This is a genomic window from Actinomadura luzonensis (assembly GCF_022664455.2).
In the GTDB taxonomy this organism is placed as follows: domain Bacteria; phylum Actinomycetota; class Actinomycetes; order Streptosporangiales; family Streptosporangiaceae; genus Nonomuraea; species Nonomuraea luzonensis.
In genome coordinates this window covers 5,705,013-5,721,977 of sequence record NZ_JAKRKC020000001.1, presented here as the reverse complement: position 1 = coordinate 5,721,977, position 16,965 = coordinate 5,705,013, and the positions used below count along the sequence as shown (strand labels likewise).

Below are 16,965 nucleotides of genomic sequence, written 5' to 3'. Positions count from 1 at the left end.
CCGCTCAGCCGACCAGGGGCCGCCCGCTCAGCCGACCAGGGACACCGGGTCGCGCTGGGCCGCCGCGTAGCGCTCCAGCAGCACGTCCACCAGCTCCGGCGCGGGCCCGAGCACGTCGGCCACCACCGCGGCCCCGGCCCGCAGCGTCTCGCGCCGCACCTTGTCCGCGAAGTAGCCGGGCGCCAGCAGGTACGGCGCCACGGCCACCCGCGGCGCGCCCGCCCGCACCAGCTCCGCCACCGCCTGCTCCGGTGACGGGTCGGCGGCCGAGGCGTACGCGGCCCGCACCGTCCACCACCCGTCCCTGCGCCACTCGCGCGCCATCCGGGTGATCACCGCGTTGGCCCGCGCGTCGCTGGACCCGGCCGACACCAGCACCAGGGCGGTGTCCGGGTCGCCGGGCGGCACGCCGGCCTCGGTGAGCCGCCGCTCCAGCGCGGCCCGCAGCAGCGGGTGCGGCCCGAGCGTCGTCCCGTAGTGCACGCGCAGCCTGGGCTGGTGCGCCCGCGCCTCGTTCAGCGCCGCCGGCAGGTCCACCCGGCTGTGGTAGGCCTCGGTGAGCAGCAGCGGCAGCACCACGGCCTCCTCCAGGCCGTGCAGCGCCTGCCCGAGCGTCGGCGCGCAGTGGTCCAGGTACGCCACCCGCACGTCCAGCGGCACCTGGTCGAGCAGCGCGGCCACGGTGGCGGCGGCGCGCGGGTCACGCGACCCGTGCGCCACCGCCACCAATGGCACGCCGCCGGGGGCCGTCCCGCCTGCCAACGGGACGAGACCCCTTCCTGGGGTCGTCAGAGGTGAATGCCGCATTCGACCTTCCCCAGGCCCGCCCAGCGCCCGCTGCGCGGATCCTCCCCCTCGGCGACCTGCCGCGTGCAGGGCGCGCACCCGATCGAGGGGTAGTTGTCATAGTGCAACGGGTTGATCAGCACCCCGTTGTCGGCGATGTAGTTGTCCACGTCCTCCTGCGTCCAGGCGGCGATCGGGTTGACCTTCACCATCTGGCGCTTGGCGTCCCACTCGACCACCCGGGCGTCCTTGCGGGCGGCCGACTCGTCGCGGCGGATGCCGGAGATCCACGCCAGGTACGGCTCCAGCGCCCGGTTCAGCGGCTCCACCTTGCGCAGGTAGCAGCACAGGTCGGGGTTGCGCCCGAACAGCCGCGGCCCGAGGTCGCGGTCCTGCTCGGCGACCGTGCGCGACGGCTTGATGTCGATCACGTTGACGTCGTAGACCTGCCGGACCGCGTCGCGCGTGCCGACGGTCTCGGCGAAGTGGTAGCCGGTGTCGATGAACAACACGTCCACGCCCGGTTTGACCCGGCTCACCAGGTCGATCAGCAACGCGTCGCTCATCGAGGAGGTCAGGCAGAGCCGGTCGCCGAACGTCGCCGCCGCCCAGCGGATGATCTCCCGGGCGGGGGCGCCCTCCAGGAACGTGGCGGCCGACTCGACGATGTCCTGCAGGTCGAGCGTGCCGCGCTGATCTCTTAAACCGACCTCGATGTCCACCAGCGTCATATCTTCACTCCGATCCCCAGGAACTTCAGCTTGAAAGCGCGGGCGCAGGAGCGGCAGTACCATCCGCCGTCCCCCTCGTACGGCTCCAGGTCCTCCTCACCGCAGTACGGGCAGTGGAAGGGCACCGCGCGCTCGCTCATCGCAGGTCCGCCTCGTCCGCCCGCTGCACCCAGTCCGCGAACGACTCGCCCTCCTTGCGCTGGGCGTCGTAGTTCTTCACCACCCGCTCCACGTAGTCGGGCAGGCCCTTGGCGGTGGTCTTCAGCCCGCGCACCTTGCGGCCGAAGCCGGCGTTGACGCCGACCGAGCCGCCCAGGTGGATCTGGAAGCCCTCGACCTGGTCGCCGTTGTCGTCCACGACGAGCTGGCCCTTCAGGCCGATGTCGGCGACCTGGATGCGGGCGCAGGAGTTGGGGCAGCCGTTGAGGTTGATGGTCAGCGGCTCCCGGAAGTCCGGCAGCCGCCGCTCCAGCTCGTCGATCAGGTCCATCGCCGTGGCCTTGGTCTCGACGATGGCCAGCTTGCAGTACTCGATGCCGGTGCAGGCCATCGTCTGGCGGCGGAACGTGGAGGGCTTGACCTGCAGGTCGTTGGCCTCCAGCTCGGCCACGATCGACTCGACCCGGTCGGGCGCGACGTCGAGGATGACCATCTTCTGCTCGACGGTGGTGCGCACCCGGTTCGAGCCGTGCCGCTCGGCGATGTCGGCGATCAGGTGCAGCTTGTCGCCGTCCACCCGGCCCACCTTGGGCGCGAAGCCGACGTAGAAGTTGCCGTCCTTCTGCGGGAAGACGCCCACGTGGTCGCGCCGGCTGTCACGCGGCTGCTCGGGGGCCGGCCCGTCGGGCAGCCGCTCCTTGAGGTACTCGGTCTCCAGGATCTCCCTGAACTTCTCCGGGCCCCAGTCGTTGACGAGGAACTTGATCCTGGCCCGGTGCCGCAGCCGCCGGTAGCCGTAGTCGCGGAAGATGCCGACGACGCCCTCGTGCACGTCTGCCGCCTTCTCGGGGCTGACGAACACGCCGAGCCGCTTGCCCAGCATCGGGTTGGTGGACAGGCCGCCGCCGACCCACAGGTCGTAGCCGGCCTGGCCGTGCTCGTTGACCACGCCGACGAACGCCACGTCGTTGATCTCGTGCACCGTGCAGTGCGCGGGGCAGCCGCTCAGCGCCGTCTTGAACTTGCGCGGCAGGTTCGAGTACGCCGGGTTGCCGACGACCCGGTCGTAGATCTCCCTGATCTGGTCGGAGGCGTCGATCACCTCGTCGGTGTCGATCCCGGCCAGCGGACAGCCCATGATCACGCGCGGGGTGTCGCCGCACGCCTCCGTGGTGGACAGCCCCACGGCCTCCAGCCGCTCCCAGATGTCCGGCACCGACTCGATCTCCACCCAGTGGAGCTGGATGTTCTGGCGGTCGGTGATGTCGGCGGTGCCGCGCGCGTACTCGTTGGAGATGTCGGCGATGGCGCGGAGCTGCGCCAGGTCGAGCTGGCCGCCGTCGATGCGCACCCGCAGCATGAAGTAGCGGTCGTCCAGCTCCTCCGGCTCCAGCACGGCGGTCTTGCCGCCGTCGATGCCCGGCCTGCGCTGGGTGTAGAGGCCGTACCAGCGCATGCGGCCGCGGAGGTCGGCAGGGTCGATCGAGTCGAAGCCGCGCTTGGCGTAGACGTCGATGATGCGCTGCCGGACGTTGAGCCCGTCGTCGTTCTTCTTGTTCTCTTCGTTCTTGTTGAGCGGCTCACGGTAACCGAGGGCCCACTGGCCTTCGCCGCGCGGGCGCTTGTGATGCCTACTGGCAGGGGTGCGGCTGGCAGGGGTGCTCATTGCGCGTCCTTCGGATCATGGGCGCGCGCACACGTCCTCCGTGGCCTCGTCATCGAGGGGCAGGGAGATTCCAGGAGGGTTGCGACGCGCTCAGCGGCAGAGAAACAGCAGAGTTAGCGGGCGTCGCAACAGATGGCACTGCGGACACGCTGAAGGTCGACGTGGCGTCGGCCGACGAGCATGGGATCCGCTGGCATACCTTGACGATACCCCGGGGGTCCGGGATGTCCAAGACAGGGTCCAGAGTGTGGGACTGTCCAGTTCGGCCGGTCAGTTCCGGCCACTACCCCTGGCGGGGCCAGTCGAGCTCCGACTCCTCCGGCAGCGCCGCCTCTTTGTGCTGGCAGTCGCACCAGGAGCCGCCCCGGCACTCGTCGTGGCGTTTGTCCTTGCAGCTCTCGCAGATCACGTTCACGATTATTCTCCTAGAACGTTATTCGGGTTAGGGTGGCGCGCGTGGACCTCATGGCCGAGCTGCTGGACGACCTCCGCGCCGAGACCGCGTCCCTGGAGGAGTTGCTGGAGCCCCTGGGCGAGGCGGACTGGGAGCTCGCCACGCCCGCCGCGGGCTGGGCGGTCCGCGACCAGGTGAGCCATCTGGCGTGGTTCGACGACGCCGCCGTCCTCGCGGTCACCGACCCCGATGCCTTCGCCGCCACCCTGACCGGGCTCGGCCCCGTCGGCGACGCCGTGGACGACCTCGCCCGGCAAGCGCGCGGGATGCCGCCGGCCGAACTGCTCGCCTGGTTCCGCGCCGCCCGCGCGCGCAGCCTGGAGGTCTTCGCCGGGCTCGGCGCGCGCGACCGCGTCCCCTGGTTCGGGCCGCCGATGTCGGCCGCCTCGTTCGTCACCGCCCGGCTGATGGAGACCTGGGCGCACGGGCAGGACGTGGCCGACGCGCTCGGCGTCGTCAGGCCGCCGACCGACCGGCTGCGGCACGTGGCCGCCCTCGGGTACCGGGCGCGGCCGTACAGCTTCGCGGTGCGCGGGCTGCCGGTGCCCGCCGAGCCGGTGCGGGTGGAGCTCGCCATGCCCGGCGGCGGCACCTGGACGGCCGGCCCGCCGGACGCCGCGAGCGTCGTACGCGGCCCGCTGCTCGGCTTCTGCCTCGCCGTCACCCAGCGCGCCCACCTGTCCGACACCGGGCTGGAGCTGACCGGCGAGGCCGCGCGGGCCTGGCTGCCGATCGCCCAGGCCTTCGCCGGGCCGCCGGGCAAGGGCCGGCCGCCCCGCGCCTCCGGGTGAGCTCAGGGTCATACCGGATGACGCGAGCAGCCCGGACGGTGACATCCTGTGACCATGCGCACGCTACTGAACGTCATCTGGCTGGTGTTCGCGGGCATCTGGCTGGCGATCGGCTACGCGCTGGCCGGGGTGATCTGCTGCGTCCTGATCGTCACCATCCCGTTCGGCATCGCCTCGTTCCGCATCGCGGCCTACGCGCTGTGGCCGTTCGGCCGCACCGTCGAGCGCGACCCGGACGCCGGGGTCCTCTCGCTGCTGGGCAACATCATCTGGTTCGTGGTCGCCGGCGTCTGGCTGGCCATCGGCCACGTCGTCACCTCGATCCCGCTGTTCCTGTCGATCATCGGCATCCCGATGGGCGTGGCCAACCTCAAGCTCATCCCCGTTTCCCTTCTTCCTCTCGGAGCCCGCATCGTGGACCTCGACTAGGGCAGGGGCCAGGGACGTAAGCTGTCCCGAAGAGTCACTGCGAACGTTGGGTGCCATGACGTCCACCGATGCGCCTCCGCGAACGAGAAGAGGGCTGGTCAGACACGCTCGCGCGAGGCTGAGCTGGGTGCTCGACACCAAGTCGTGGGCGATCGTCCGGGCGGCGACCAACGCCGGCGTCGCCTACCGCGTCACCGGCCTGGCCGGCGAGGCGGCCTTCTTCGCGCTGCTGTCGCTGCCGCCGTTCGTGCTCGGCCTCATCGGCGTGCTCGGCAAGATCGGCACCTGGGTCGGCGGCGGCGTCGTCGGCCAGGTGAAGGCATGGGTGATCGAGCAGGCCGGGCTGCTGTTCACCGAGGACGCGGTCAACAAGGTCGTCAACCCGCTGATCACCGACGTGCTCAGCGACGACGCCGGCAAGGTGTCGATCATCTCGCTGGGCTTCCTGCTGTCGCTCTGGTCCGGCTCCCGGGCACTGTACGTCTACGTGGACCTCATCTCCGTCGCCTACGGCCTCGGCGAGGAGCGCGGCATCATCCGCACCCGGCTCATGTCCTTCGGCCTGTACATCCTGGGCCTGGTCATCGCGATCATCATCATGCCGATCCTGGTCGTCGGCCCGACCCTGCTCAAGGACGCGCTGCCCGCCCAGTACGGCGTCATGGTCGACGTCCTCTACTGGCCCGTCGTGATCATCGGGTCGGTGCTCTTCCTCACCGTGCTCTACCACGTCAGCGTGCCGGTGCGCACCCGGTGGTTCCGCGAGCTGCCGGGCGCCATCCTGGCCCTGTTCCTCTGGATCGTCTGCGCCGCCGTGCTGCGCGCCGTGCTGGCCGCCTGGTTCTCGCCCGTCTCCGTGTACGGCTCGCTGGCCGCCCCCATCGCCGTGCTGCTGTGGCTCTACATCACCGCGCTCGCCGTGCTCATCGGGGCGATACTCAACGCCGAGGTCGACCGGCTGTGGCCCGGGGAGGGCCGCGCCAGATAGCCGGTCCCCCGCGCGTCCCGATCACCTCTCGCTGACCAGGGATAAGCCCTGCGCCGCATCCGCTATCGTCTACAGCGAGACGCGACTGGCGCATTGGGTGGGATCGACCACCGGGGAGCGAAAGGAGCGGAGGCCGGGCGCCTGGGTCTTCGCAGTCGTCAACGATGACAGGAGAGTCATGAGTTCTCTCGCTAGCGTCGACCCGCAGATCGCCGAGCTCATCAAGGCTGAGGAGCGCCGCCAGGCCGACACGGTCAAGCTGATCGCCTCGGAGAACTACGTCTCCAAGGCCGTGCTGGAGGCCACCGGCACCGTCCTGACCAACAAGTACTCCGAGGGCTACGCGGGCAAGCGCTACTACGAGGGCCAGCAGGTCATCGACCAGATCGAGACGCTGGCCATCGACCGCGCCAAGGCGCTGTTCGGCGTCGAGCACGCCAACGTGCAGCCCTACTCCGGCTCGCCCGCCAACCTCGCCATCTACATGGCGTTCCTGCGGCCCGGCGACACCGTGATGGGCATGGGCCTGCCCTTCGGCGGCCACCTCACGCACGGCTGGTCGGTCTCGGCCACCGGCAAGTGGTTCAACTCCGTCCGCTACGGCGTGCGCAAGGACACCGGCCGCATCGACCTCGACGAGGTCCGCGAGCTGGCCCTGGAGCACCGGCCCAAGCTCATCTTCTGCGGCGGCACCGCCATCCCGCGCACCATCGACTTCGAGGGCTTCGCCGCCATCGCCCGCGAGGTCGGCGCCGTGCTGGCCGCCGACATCGCGCACATCGCCGGCCTGGTCGCGGGCGGCGCCCACCCCTCCCCGGTGGGCCACGCCGACGTCATCTCCACCACCACCCACAAGACGCTGCGCGGCCCGCGCGGCGCCATGCTCATGGCCACCGCCGACGAGCACGCCACCGCGCTCAACAAGGCCGTCTTCCCCGGCCTGCAGGGCGGCCCGCACAACCACACCACCGCAGCCATCGCCGTCGCGCTGCACGAGGCCGCCCAGCCGTCCTTCCGCGAGTACGCCCACCAGGTCGTCGCCAACGCCAAGGCGCTGGCCGAGGAGCTCGCCGCGCGCGGCTTCGACCTCGTCTCCGGCGGCACCGACAACCACCTCATCCTGCTCGACCTCACGCCCAAGGGCATCGGCGGCAAGCCGGCCGCCCAGGCGCTCGACCGGGCCGGGCTGGAGACCAACTACAACACGGTGCCGTTCGACACGCGCAAGCCGTTCGACCCGTCCGGCATCCGCATCGGCACGCCGTCGGTCACCTCGCGCGGCATGGGCGAGGCCGAGATGCGGCAGATCGGCGCCTGGATCGACGAGGTCGTCACCGCCCTCGCCAAGGGCGACGCCGAGGACGTCATCACCCGCGTGCACCGCGAGGTCAGCGACCTCACCGCGCAGTTCCCGGCCCCCGGCCTGTAACCGTCCCGGGGAGCGGCCCCGCGGCGACGCCGGAGCGCCCCGCCGCACGGGCTCCGTGTGCGGCGGGGCGCTCGGCGCGGGCGGGGTGGGCCGGAGTACCCCGCCGCGGCGGCCGGGCGGCGGCGCCGGAGAACGCCTCGCCGCACGGCCGGGAACGGCCGGCAGGGGACGGGACCGAGTCGTCCCCCGCCGTCGCCGTCAGCTCAGGAAGACGTAGTCGGCCCCGTAGGGGACCCGCACCTCCGCCCCGGGCGCGCAGGGCCCGGGCGGGGCCGCGCCGCCCGTGGTGTTCAGCCGGAGGATCTCGGTGGCCCGGGCGAGCAGGCCCGCGGGCGCGCCCGCCTGGGTCGCGTCCAGCACCAGCTCGGGGATGACGCCGTCGCCGTTCGGGGTGCGGGTGACCACCGCGCCGCGCACCGCGCTGCCGTCGGGCGCCACCCACTGCGGCGGGCCCGCGGCCGGGGTCACGTACGAGTGGTCGACGCCCCTCCGCAGCCGGGCCGCGACGCCGAGCTGGGTGAGGGCGTACGCGCCTGAGGGCTGCTGGGTGCAGGCGTAGACCTGCTCGCCGCGCAGCACGGGCGCGGTGAGGGCCCGCGGGTGCGCCTCCGCCCCCGCGCTCAGCCGGGCGCGCACGAGGGCGCCGGCGGCGGTCCGCAGCACCGCGGCGTACCGGGCCGGGTCGGCGGCGAGCCGCCGCGCGACGCCGGGCGCGACCGGCGCCACCCCCGCTACGCCGGTCACGTTCTCCGGCAAGGCACCCGTGAACAGGGTCACCCCCGCCGCCTCGGTGGTGGCCGTGGGCGTCGTCTCGGCCGGCCTGGTGACGCCCTCGCGCGCCACCAGGCCGCCGGTCACGGGCCCCGTCAGCCCGGACCAGTGCGCGGCGTAGGCCACGCCCGCGCCCCCGGGCCGCAACCACCACACCGCCTGCCCGGCCTCGGCCGCCTGCCCGTCGCCCGCCGCCGTTCCCTCGGCCGTCGCCCCAGAGGCCGTCGCCCCGGAGGTCGTCGCCCCGGAGGTCGTCGCTGGGGCGGGCGCCGGTGTACGAGCGGACAGGGTCGCCTGGTCGGGGCCGTTGAGGACGCCGTTCAGGTCCACCGGCCGCGCCAGCCGGTGGAACCGGCCCCGGACCGCGCCCCTGGGGTGGGCGGCGTCGCGCAGGTCGGCGTGGTGGCCGGCCGGGTCGGTGAGGAGCGCCGCCACCAGGTCGGGGGCGGCCCGCACCACGCCGGTCACCCCGCGCACGGACCCCGGGAGCGGCCCGCCGAGCAGCCGCAGCCGGTCCGCGCCTGGCTCGCCGCGCGCCCCCGCCGCCACCTGGACGTCCACCGGCGCGCCGACGCCTTCCCAGCGCGCCGCGAAGGCCACCTCGTCGCCGCTGATCCGCAGCACCACCGTGGCCAGCCCGTCCGGGTCGCCCGCGACGCCGACCTCGTTCGCGCCCCGCAGCCCCGCCGCGAGGTACACCGTCCCGTCCTCGGCGGCCCCCGCGGGGACGGCGGGCGCGAGTGCCAGCGCGAGTGCCAGCACCGCTCCGGGAACGGCTGATTTCCGCATGACCATGGGACGACCTCGTCAAAGGCAGGCTTTTCCGACCGATCTGGCAAGCAGTACGCAGCCGGCCCCGCCCCGGTTCAACCCGCGCCGGGAAAAACGCGAAAGCCCTCCCACCGGCGGCGGGAGGGCTCGGGCTCGGGCGCTCAGATCCGGACGGTCAGCAGCCGCTTCCCGGTCGAGGTCACCACCTCGAAGTGGTCGATCTCCTTCAGCGGCGTGGCGCTGCCGCCGTGCATGTAGAGCGGGTCGGGCGACCCCGGCACTCCGTACCCGGCTGGAGGCACGGACCACCCCGTCATCACCCGGCGCTCGCCCGACTTGCCGACCGAGATCAGCTCGCACTCCAGCGGCCCCTTGACCCCGGCCAGCTTGAGCGCGGCGTGCGTCCCCCAGCCCTTGGACTCCACCACGAGCCCGCCGGAGACGCCGTCCACGCCCTTGCCGGCGATGGGCCGGCCGTCGGCGTAGAACTGCTCGGCGGGGCCCTGGCCGACGTGGCCGGCGTGGTCCTGCGCCACCTGCGCGGCTCCGCCCCCGCTGAGCTGCGTGCCGACGGTCAGCCCGCCGGCCACCAGCGTCACCGCCGCCGCCATGCCGATCACGAACGTGCCCCGCCGGGTCCGCCGGTCGGCCGCCCGCTTGCGGCGCAGCAGGTCGATCGCCGGGCCGGGCACGGGCGGCGGCTCCTCGCGCACCGGCCCGATGCCGTTGAGCGCGCTCGCCACCCCCGCGAGGTCGGAGAGCTCGGCCCGGCATCCGCCGCAGAGCAGCAGGTGAGCCTCGAACGCCTCCCTGTCCTCCTCTTCGAGCAGGCCGAGCGCGTAGGCCCCCACATCCGTGTGCTCGACTCTCGCTGTCACGCCGTCACCCCCCTCTCCTCCAGCGCGACGCGCAGCGCGCGCACGGCGTAGTACACCCGGGACTTCACGGTGCCCACCGGGATGCCGAGCGCCGCGGCGGCGTCGTTCACCGACCGGTCCCGCAGGATCGTCTCGTTGAGGATCTCGCGGTGGGCCGGCGACAACGCCTTCAGCGCCTCTGACACGACCACCTGGTGCAGGAGTCCCTCCATCTCGTCCGGCACGGGCATGCTCTCCAGCGGCCCGTCGCCCGACTCCTGGGGGCGGGCGTCCCTGCGCCGCCGGTCGTCGATCACGATACGTCTGGCCACCGTGGCGAGCCAGGGCATCAGCGAGACCGCGTCGGGATCGAGCTGCTCGGCGCTCCGCCAGGCCCGGATCATGGTTTCCTGCACCACGTCCTCCGCCCACTGCCGATCGCCCGCCGTCAGCCGGATCACGAAGCCGAGCAGCGGCCCGTGGTACTCCCGGTAGAGCGCGGACACGGCCACCTCGTCGTCGGGCACCTCGTGCTCCGGACGAACGCGCCTGATCCAGTGGCGTGCGCGCGGCCTGCCCTTCGGGGTGGCTCCGTCGGCCGAGGGCGGGGGATACGTGCTCGCTCGCATGTCGTCCCCTTTCTCGTGTCCGTCGCGAGGAGGTACGGGGGGCCGCCGTAACACGGTTCAACGAATCGCCAGACCAAAATGGATTGCGTCGGGGGGAGCGGCGTGCGTAGAGTCTGCTCCGGTCAACCGATCGAGGAGGTGAGGACTATGCGGGTCGTCCTGTTCTGCGTGCCGTCAGTCCACCTCCGGGCGCTCATCTGACGCTGCCCGGCTCCTTTTCCCTTCTCGATCAAAGGGTTCCACTCCAGTGTCTTCTTTGTCCTCTTTTGACCTTTCCTTCCTCGGCTGGACCGACGCGCGTGCCGCCGAGCTGCCCGAGGACGCCGTGCCCGCCCGCGTGGCCCGCGTCGACCGCGGCGCCGCCGAGGTGATCGCGGCCGACGGCCACCACCACGTCCGCTACGCCGCCCAGGTCCGCCGGGCCTCGGCCGCCGACCCGGTCGCGCTGCCCTGCGTGGGCGACTGGGTGGCGCTGCGGCTGCTGCCCGAGGGCCGCTACGAGCTGGCCGCGGTGCTGCCGCGGAGCACCGCGTTCGTCCGGGGCGGCGTGAGCCGCGACTCGATCGGCGGCCTGTCCGGCGACGGCCAGGGCCAGGTGCTCGCGGCCAACGTCGACGTGGTCTTCGTGGCCGAGCCGGCCATGCACTCGACCGACTTCGCCGACCTGGCCAGGATCGAGCGGCTGGTCGCGCTCGCCTGGGAGTCCGGCGGGACGCCGGTCGTGCTGGTCACCAAGTCCGACCTGTTCGAGCAGGGCCTCGACGACCTGCTCGCCGACGTGCGCACGGCCGCCCCCGGCGTGGACGTGCACGCCGTCTCGTCGCTGCGCGGCGAGGGGGTGGAGATCGCGGCCTCCTACCTCGGCGGCTCCCGCACGGCCGTCATCCTCGGTCCGTCGGGGGCGGGGAAGTCCACGCTGGTCAACGCGCTGGCCGGCGAGGAGGTCATGGAGACCCAGCAGGTGCGCGCCGCCGACGGGCGCGGCCGGCACACGACCGTGCATCGGGAGCTGATCCCGTTGCGCGGCGGCGGGCTCGTCATCGACACGCCCGGCATCCGCAGGATCGGCCTGTACGACATGGGCCAGGGCGTCGACCTGGTCTTCGCCGACGTCGAGGAGCTGGCCGGCCGGTGCCGGTTCGGCGACTGCGGGCACGACGGCGAGCCGGGCTGCGCGGTGCTGGCCGCCGTGGAGTGCGGCGAGCTGCCGGAGCGCCGCCTGGAGAGCTGGCGCAAGCTGCGGCGCGAGGCGGCCTGGATGGCGTCCAGGACGGACGCGCGGCTCCGCAAGGAGCAGCAGAACAAGTGGAAGATCATCACCAAGGAGATGCGCCGCTCCGGCCGCAACCGCCCGTGACGCGGCCCGCCGCGCGGGGCCGCCGGCCGGCCCCGCGCGGCGGGATCGGGATCTGACGGGCCCGCTGTTCCGGACGTCCGCAACGGCAGGCGCCCGCGCGAGGGGCGGGCCCTGGTGGGTAGGCAGAGGACATGGAGCTCTTCGCAGACCGGGCCGAGGCCGGGGCCCTCCTGGCCGAGCGGCTGCCGGACGCCCGCGACCCCGTGGTGCTCGCGTTGCCGCGCGGGGGAGTGGCGGTGGCGGTGCCCGTCGCGCGCCGGTTCGGCGCCCCCCTGGACGTGCTCGTCACCAGGAAGATCGGCTACCCGCCGCAGCCCGAGCTGGGCGTCGGGGCGATCGCGGAGGGCGGCGAGCCGGTGTTCGACCTGGCGCTGCTGCACCGGCTCGGCCTGACGCCGGAGTCGGTCGCGGGGGTGGTGGAGGAGGAGCGGCGCGAGCTGGCCCGCCGGGTGCGCGCCTACCGGGGCGAGCGGGCGCTGCCGCCCCTGGAGGGCCGCGAGGTGATCGTCGTGGACGACGGCCTGGCGACGGGCGGCACCGCGCGGGCGGCGCTGCGGGCGGTGGCCGCGGCCAAGCCCGCCAGGGTGACGCTGGCCGTGCCGGTCGGGGCGCGGGGCACGGTGGAGGCCCTGCGGCAGGAGGCCGACGAGGTGGTGGCGTTGCTGACGCCGGTCGACTTCCGGGCGGTGGGGCAGTGGTACGAGCACTTCGAGCAGCTCAGCGACGAGGACGTGCTGGACCTGCTGGGCGCCGCCTGACCCGCCGGCGCTCAGCCCGCCTGGTACCCCGCCCGACAGTCCGCTCGGTCAGCCGGCGAGGACGGCCCAGACGAGCTTGCGGGCGGCGCCGGCCGACAGCCAGCCCCAGCCGCTGCACAGCGCGTCGACCAGCCGCAGCCCCCGCCCGTACTCGGAGAAGACGTCGGGCGCGGCGGCCACCGGCGCGGTGCGGCTGTGGTCGGTCACCACGCACGCCAGCTCCGGGCCGTGGCACAGCAGCCGGAGCTGCGCGGCGCCGCCGCCGTGCCTGATCGCGTTGGTGACCAGCTCGGAGACGACGAGCTGGGCGTCGAAGGCGACCTCGCTCACGCCCCACGAGGTCAAGGTCTGGTCGACGAAGCGCCGCGCGGTGGCCACGCAGGCCGGTTCGAGCGCGGTGCGCTCGGCGAAGGGGAACACCGCGTCGCACTCACTGGCGCCGCCGTCCACCAGAATGGCGAAAAGCCAATTTGGTGGCCGGGAACCGATGGCGGCTTGCGGCCGAGCGTCGAAAGTCGTCATTCTGGCCCCCGAAGCGCGGTCTGGTGATCCAATGCCCATCTTTACGGGGAGTGCTTACCAATGCAAGACTTTTCGTAGTTTACGGATGCTGATCGCATCTGCACGTGCAGATGATCTAGGAGCGGTACGGTGAGCGCAGAGAGCGCGGAAGGGAAACTTCTCAGCTACGCGCCGGGAAGCCCGACGGTGCTGCGGATCCTGCTCGGGACGCAGCTCCGCAGGCTCCGTACGGAGAAGGGTATCTCGCGGGAGGACGCCGGGTACTCGATTCGCGCATCTCACGCCAAGATCAGCCGGCTGGAGCTCGGCCAGGTCAGCTTCAAGCAGCGTGACGTGGCCGATCTGCTCACCCTCTACGGCGTCACCGACGCCGCCGAGCGCCAGCAGCTCCTCGACCTCGCCAAGCAGGCCAACGCCCCCGGCTGGTGGCACAAGTACGGCGACGTGCTGCCCGCCTGGTTCGAGGTCTACATCGGCCTGGAGGGCGCCGCCTCCAGCATCCGCACTTACGAGAACCAGTTCGTGCCCGGCCTGCTGCAGACCCCCGACTACGCCAGGGCGGTCATCGAGCTGGCCCACGAGAAGGCCGCCAGGAACGAGCTGGACCGGCGGGTCGCCCTCCGCACCACCCGGCAGAACCGGCTGGAGGCCGGGCTCACCCTGTGGGCGGTCATCGACGAGGCGGTGGTGCGCCGCACGCTCGGCGGCCCCGCCACCATGCGCGCCCAGATCGCGCACCTGCTGGACGTCACGGCCGAGCGCAACGTCACCGTCCAGGTCATGCCGTTCGACCGGGGCGGGCACGCGGCGGCCGGCGGCCCGTTCAGCATCCTGCGCTTCCCCGAGCGCGAGCTGCCCGACGTGGTCTACATGGAGCAGCTCACCAGCGCTCTCTACCTGGACAAACCCGCCGACTCCGACCACTACATGGAGGTCATGGACCGGCTCAGCGTCCAGGCCGAGACGCCGAAGGAGACGCGGCGTTTCCTGGAGCGCCTCCTCTCCTGATGGTCTGATGTCCGTGTGATCCACTACATACCGGGATTTTTGGTCGTCCGGTATATGGAGGTCAGCACGCTGCCGTATTGTCAGCTCGCAAACGCGGATGCACGTGCATCCGTAAGATCGCGAGGAGCTGCCCCCATGCACGAGTTCCGGAACGGAACCCCCGCCGGCCGCCTTCCCGTCGTCTGGCGCAAGAGCAAGCGGAGCAACCCCAACGGCAACTGCGTCGAGGTGGCGTCCCTGCCCAACGGGGAGATCGCCATGCGCAACTCACGCTTTCCCGAAGGGCCGGCGCTGGTCTACACCCCGGCGGAGATCGCCGCTTTCGTCCTCGGCGCCAAGGACGGGGAGTTCGACGACCTCATCGTCTGAGGTTCAGTCCCTGGGCGCGCTGTACCAGCGCCATTCCGTCAGGCGCGGGCGCCCGGGGAGCGCGCGGCGGCCCGTCGCCCACAGCAGGGCCGGCCAGGGCCCGGCGTCGATGGGCGCGCCGGGGAAGAGCCGGTCGAGCACCCGGGCGCACACGTCCGCCGGCGGGTCCCACGCCAGGCCCAGGCCCTCGGCCAGGTCATGGGTGTGGACGAGGGTCTCCACGAGCCCCATCGCGGCGAAGCCCTCGGGGTCGGCGTTGCCGAACCCGTGATAGGCGAGCACGTGCGGCGGGGCCGTCCTGACCATCGCGACCAGCAGCGCGCCGCACGCCTCCACCACCTGCAGCACGCCGTCCGGGCCCTCCTCGGGGCGCGCCCGGACGGTCTCCACGGGCCCGCCCTCCCGGGCGCCGCTCACCGCGAAGGGGACATAGCGGTCGGTGGGCGGCCGGCGCGGGCCGAGCTGGGCGGCGTAGGCGAACAAGTCGTCGGCCAGGTGGCCGGCGGTCTCGCGGCAGGTCCACTCCAGAGAGCCCGCCTTGGCGTCCCACGCGTGCGCGGGCGCGGCGGCGAGCACGTCCACGGCCATCCGGACGACCCGCTCCAGGTCGTCGGCGGTCACGGGAGCGCGCTGGGAACGTGCCATCCGGGCACTCTAACGCGCGCGGCCGGCGCCCCGCCACGGGGGGCGCCGGCCGCGCGCGTTCAGCGGCGGACGCGGGGGTCGGCCTGGAGGCCGCGCGCCAGGCGGACGGTGATGAACTCGTTGTCGTCCGGCCTGCCCGCCGTGCGGCCGTTCGAGAAGGGGAAGTTGTTGTCGTCGAGGACGGCCAGCGTGCGGTCGTCCAGGACGGCGACGTCCTCGATCGTCTGGAACGGGAAGCGGAAGGTGCCGGGGGCGCCGGCGAGGCCGCGCGGGTCGGCGAGGTTCAGCAGGTCCGCGACCAGGGTCTTGTCCAGGGTGCCGTCGCCGTCGCGGTCCCGCCGGTCGGCCAGGTAGACGCGCTTGACCTGGGCGGCGTCGCCCTGCGCGTTGTCGCGCTCGATGACGAGGAAGCGGTCGGCGTCCACGGCGACGGCGTCGCCGATGGCGTGCGCGGGCGAGTCCAGCCGGTACGTCCACCGCCGCCCGGTGTAGGACCGGGTGCGCAGGTCGAACTCGTTCATCCGCAGCGTTCCCTCGGGGTCGCCCGCGACCGTGCCTTCGAGCAGCGGGTAGAGGTGGCGGCCGTCGACGCCGCGCGCCATGCCCTCGAAGCCCTTGCTGGAGGCCAGGTTCGGCTGGGCGCCGTTCAGTTCGGGGTTCTCCGGCGCGCGGACGCCGGGCAGCGCGACCGGGGCGTCCATGAGGCGGCCCTTGCGGTCGAAGTGCAGCAGGTAGGGGCCGAACTCGTCGCCGATCCAGTATGTGCCGTCCTGGGTCCGCACGATCGACTCGACGTCGAAGTCCGCGCCGGTCAGCGTGCGGTCCTGGCGGGTGAGGGCGAAGGGCACCAGCTTGCGAGGGTCGGTCAGGTTGAACCCGCCGAGCACCTTGACCGACTTGTCGCGGAAGTCGGGCTTGATGTGGTGCACCCGGAGGAGGAAGTCGGAGCTGTTGGCCTTGTTGCCGAAGCCGTTGTCGGACAGCACCTCGTAGGTGCCGTCGCCGCGCCGCACGATGCCGCTGAAGCCCTGCACGGGCTGGCCGGGGAAGGGCGGGGTGATCCCGTTGACGGGCGCGGTGCCGAGCGCGGAGCCGGACGGCTCGCTGCCGGGGACGTAGGTCTGCGCGGGGAGCGCGGCGAAGCCGGTCAGCGTGGCCTGCCCGAAGGCGGCCGGCCAGCCGGGCCGCCCGCGATCGGCGGCCGCACCAGCGGTGGGACCCGTGGTGGGATTCGCTGCTGCTGCTGCTGCGGGGGCGGCGAGGGACAGGGCCGCCGCGCCGGCGCACATCAGGAGGGTGATGCTTCTCATGGCGGGCACGCTAGGGCCGCCGTGTGACGGGATGGCGAACGCACGGCGACGTGGGGTGGCCGCCGTGCGTCGGGTTCGTCTGTATGGGCCTGATCAGGCAGTTGTCCCGACCGGGTTCGCCAGAGCCTGAGCGTGGGGTGCCAGGCTCCGGTTCATCGGGACAACTGCGTGATCACGCGATGATGGTGTGTGTTGCTGCCGGGTGTGTCAGGCGGCGGAGATGCCGGCGCTGGCCGCGCGGCGCATGCGACGGCGACGCTCGCTGGCGCGCTCGTCCTCGTTGAGACCGCCCCACGTGCCGTACTTCTCCGGCCGGGACAGCGCGTAGTCAAGGCACTCGTTGCGGACAGGGCACTGGGCGCAGATCGCCTTGGCCTTCCGCTCACGTACGTCACGCTCGGGCTGCCGCTCCCCGTCGGGGCCGAAGAAGAGCACGAGGTCCTCACCCCGGCACGCGGCATCATCCTGCCAACCCCAGCTGGGGCGCGGGCGGGCGAGCTGCCGACGTACCTGAGACATGAGAAAACCACCTTCG

20 protein-coding genes and 1 riboswitch are annotated in these 16,965 nt (G+C 72.7%); of the genes, 8 read left to right on the top strand and 12 right to left on the bottom strand.

What is annotated here, in order from left to right; all coding sequences use genetic code 11:
* Positions 1 to 27 precede the first annotated feature (27 nt).
* From MF672_RS27190 to MF672_RS51490, 5 genes are all read right to left on the bottom strand, one after another.
* Positions 28 to 807, bottom strand: coding sequence for a sirohydrochlorin chelatase (locus MF672_RS27190; protein ID WP_407654743.1), 780 nt, complete (start codon positions 805 to 807; stop codon positions 28 to 30).
* Complete coding sequence (locus tag MF672_RS27185; RefSeq protein ID WP_242373609.1) at positions 789 to 1,517, bottom strand: phosphoadenylyl-sulfate reductase; 729 nt, start codon at positions 1,515 to 1,517, stop codon at positions 789 to 791. Before MF672_RS27185 ends, MF672_RS27190 begins: the two co-directional genes overlap by 19 nt.
* A gap of 136 nt (positions 1,518 to 1,653) precedes the next feature.
* Entirely contained in the window at positions 1,654 to 3,342 is a 1,689-nt protein-coding gene (locus MF672_RS27175; protein ID WP_242373611.1) for a nitrite/sulfite reductase, read from the bottom strand.
* A gap of 113 nt (positions 3,343 to 3,455) precedes the next feature.
* Positions 3,456 to 3,539, bottom strand: coding sequence for a putative leader peptide (locus MF672_RS52230; RefSeq protein ID WP_311132608.1), 84 nt, complete (start codon positions 3,537 to 3,539; stop codon positions 3,456 to 3,458).
* Positions 3,540 to 3,625: 86 nt separating this feature from the next.
* On the bottom strand, positions 3,626 to 3,757 hold the full coding sequence (locus tag MF672_RS51490) for a hypothetical protein (RefSeq protein ID WP_302893266.1): 132 nt from the start codon (positions 3,755 to 3,757) through the stop codon (positions 3,626 to 3,628).
* Between the two features lie 41 nt (positions 3,758 to 3,798).
* Between MF672_RS51490 and MF672_RS27170 the strand changes: the two genes are divergently transcribed.
* From MF672_RS27170 to glyA, 4 genes are all read left to right on the top strand, one after another.
* On the top strand, positions 3,799 to 4,587 hold the full coding sequence (locus MF672_RS27170; RefSeq protein WP_242373612.1) for a TIGR03084 family metal-binding protein: 789 nt from the start codon (positions 3,799 to 3,801) through the stop codon (positions 4,585 to 4,587).
* 54 nt (positions 4,588 to 4,641) lie between these two features.
* Entirely contained in the window at positions 4,642 to 5,016 is a 375-nt protein-coding gene (locus MF672_RS27165; protein WP_242373613.1) for a YccF domain-containing protein, read from the top strand.
* Positions 5,017 to 5,143: 127 nt separating this feature from the next.
* A complete protein-coding gene (locus tag MF672_RS27160) occupies positions 5,144 to 6,004 on the top strand; it encodes a YihY/virulence factor BrkB family protein (RefSeq protein ID WP_242373614.1) in 861 nt (286 codons plus the stop codon).
* Between the two features lie 71 nt (positions 6,005 to 6,075).
* Positions 6,076 to 6,158, top strand: a riboswitch (ZMP/ZTP riboswitch).
* Between the two features lie 24 nt (positions 6,159 to 6,182).
* On the top strand, positions 6,183 to 7,433 hold the full coding sequence (gene glyA / locus MF672_RS27155) for a serine hydroxymethyltransferase (RefSeq protein ID WP_242373615.1): 1,251 nt from the start codon (positions 6,183 to 6,185) through the stop codon (positions 7,431 to 7,433).
* 198 nt (positions 7,434 to 7,631) lie between these two features.
* On the opposite strand, the gene MF672_RS27150 is transcribed toward glyA, so the two are convergent.
* The 3 genes from MF672_RS27150 to MF672_RS27140 all read right to left on the bottom strand — a co-directional run bounded on the left by MF672_RS27150 (position 7,632) and on the right by MF672_RS27140 (position 10,461).
* Positions 7,632 to 8,966 carry a DUF3455 domain-containing protein gene (locus MF672_RS27150; protein ID WP_242373616.1) on the bottom strand — a complete coding sequence of 445 codons (1,335 nt, stop codon included), beginning with the start codon at positions 8,964 to 8,966 and terminating at the stop codon, positions 7,632 to 7,634.
* Positions 8,967 to 9,136: 170 nt separating this feature from the next.
* A complete protein-coding gene (locus tag MF672_RS27145) occupies positions 9,137 to 9,853 on the bottom strand; it encodes an anti-sigma factor family protein (protein WP_242373617.1) in 717 nt (238 codons plus the stop codon).
* Complete coding sequence (locus tag MF672_RS27140; RefSeq protein WP_242373618.1) at positions 9,850 to 10,461, bottom strand: sigma-70 family RNA polymerase sigma factor; 612 nt, start codon at positions 10,459 to 10,461, stop codon at positions 9,850 to 9,852. Before MF672_RS27140 ends, MF672_RS27145 begins: the two co-directional genes overlap by 4 nt.
* Before the next feature lie 256 nt (positions 10,462 to 10,717).
* Here MF672_RS27140 and rsgA point away from each other — a divergent pair, with 256 nt between their 5' ends.
* Together rsgA and MF672_RS27130 are read left to right on the top strand one after the other, a co-directional pair.
* Entirely contained in the window at positions 10,718 to 11,818 is a 1,101-nt protein-coding gene (gene rsgA / locus MF672_RS27135; RefSeq protein WP_407654742.1) for a ribosome small subunit-dependent GTPase A, read from the top strand.
* A gap of 131 nt (positions 11,819 to 11,949) precedes the next feature.
* The gene (locus MF672_RS27130) at positions 11,950 to 12,576 is read left to right on the top strand and encodes a phosphoribosyltransferase (protein WP_242373620.1); all 627 of its coding nucleotides are present in this window, start codon (positions 11,950 to 11,952) and stop codon (positions 12,574 to 12,576) included.
* A gap of 48 nt (positions 12,577 to 12,624) precedes the next feature.
* Here MF672_RS27130 and MF672_RS27125 read toward each other — a convergent pair whose 3' ends face one another.
* Complete coding sequence (locus MF672_RS27125) at positions 12,625 to 13,026, bottom strand: ATP-binding protein (protein WP_242373621.1); 402 nt, start codon at positions 13,024 to 13,026, stop codon at positions 12,625 to 12,627.
* Between the two features lie 201 nt (positions 13,027 to 13,227).
* On the opposite strand from MF672_RS27125, the gene MF672_RS27120 reads away from it, so the two are divergent.
* Both MF672_RS27120 and MF672_RS27115 read left to right on the top strand, forming a co-directional pair.
* Positions 13,228 to 14,106, top strand: coding sequence for a Sco1979 family transcriptional regulator (locus MF672_RS27120; protein WP_242373622.1), 879 nt, complete (start codon positions 13,228 to 13,230; stop codon positions 14,104 to 14,106).
* A gap of 135 nt (positions 14,107 to 14,241) precedes the next feature.
* Positions 14,242 to 14,475: a DUF397 domain-containing protein gene (locus MF672_RS27115; protein WP_242373623.1), complete on the top strand. Its 234-nt coding sequence runs from the start codon at positions 14,242 to 14,244 to the stop codon at positions 14,473 to 14,475.
* A gap of 3 nt (positions 14,476 to 14,478) precedes the next feature.
* Here the strand turns inward: MF672_RS27115 and MF672_RS27110 are convergent, their stop codons facing one another.
* The 3 genes from MF672_RS27110 to MF672_RS27100 form a co-directional block, all read right to left on the bottom strand.
* On the bottom strand, positions 14,479 to 15,120 hold the full coding sequence (locus tag MF672_RS27110) for a maleylpyruvate isomerase N-terminal domain-containing protein (protein WP_242373624.1): 642 nt from the start codon (positions 15,118 to 15,120) through the stop codon (positions 14,479 to 14,481).
* 59 nt (positions 15,121 to 15,179) lie between these two features.
* A complete protein-coding gene (locus tag MF672_RS27105; RefSeq protein WP_242373625.1) occupies positions 15,180 to 16,430 on the bottom strand; it encodes an esterase-like activity of phytase family protein in 1,251 nt (416 codons plus the stop codon).
* Between the two features lie 207 nt (positions 16,431 to 16,637).
* Complete coding sequence (locus MF672_RS27100) at positions 16,638 to 16,949, bottom strand: WhiB family transcriptional regulator (protein WP_080036407.1); 312 nt, start codon at positions 16,947 to 16,949, stop codon at positions 16,638 to 16,640.
* Between the last annotated feature and the right edge of the window lie 16 nt (positions 16,950 to 16,965).

Bases quoted from the DNA above. Each gene is read 5' to 3' on its own strand.
- MF672_RS27190 (WP_407654743.1), bottom strand. From the start codon at position 807: ATGCGGCATTCACCTCTGACGACCCCAGGAAGGGGTCTCGTCCCGTTG.
- MF672_RS27185 (WP_242373609.1), bottom strand. From the start codon at position 1,517: ATGACGCTGGTGGACATCGAGGTCGGTTTAAGAGATCAGCGCGGCACG.
- MF672_RS27175 (WP_242373611.1), bottom strand. From the start codon at position 3,342: ATGAGCACCCCTGCCAGCCGCACCCCTGCCAGTAGGCATCACAAGCGC.
- MF672_RS52230 (WP_311132608.1), bottom strand. From the start codon at position 3,539: ATGCCAGCGGATCCCATGCTCGTCGGCCGACGCCACGTCGACCTTCAG.
- MF672_RS27165 (WP_242373613.1), top strand. From the start codon at position 4,642: ATGCGCACGCTACTGAACGTCATCTGGCTGGTGTTCGCGGGCATCTGG.
- glyA (WP_242373615.1), top strand. From the start codon at position 6,183: ATGAGTTCTCTCGCTAGCGTCGACCCGCAGATCGCCGAGCTCATCAAG.
- MF672_RS27140 (WP_242373618.1), bottom strand. From the start codon at position 10,461: ATGCGAGCGAGCACGTATCCCCCGCCCTCGGCCGACGGAGCCACCCCG.
- MF672_RS27130 (WP_242373620.1), top strand. From the start codon at position 11,950: ATGGAGCTCTTCGCAGACCGGGCCGAGGCCGGGGCCCTCCTGGCCGAG.
- MF672_RS27115 (WP_242373623.1), top strand. From the start codon at position 14,242: ATGCACGAGTTCCGGAACGGAACCCCCGCCGGCCGCCTTCCCGTCGTC.
- MF672_RS27110 (WP_242373624.1), bottom strand. From the start codon at position 15,120: ATGGCACGTTCCCAGCGCGCTCCCGTGACCGCCGACGACCTGGAGCGG.
- MF672_RS27105 (WP_242373625.1), bottom strand. From the start codon at position 16,430: ATGAGAAGCATCACCCTCCTGATGTGCGCCGGCGCGGCGGCCCTGTCC.
- MF672_RS27100 (WP_080036407.1), bottom strand. From the start codon at position 16,949: ATGTCTCAGGTACGTCGGCAGCTCGCCCGCCCGCGCCCCAGCTGGGGT.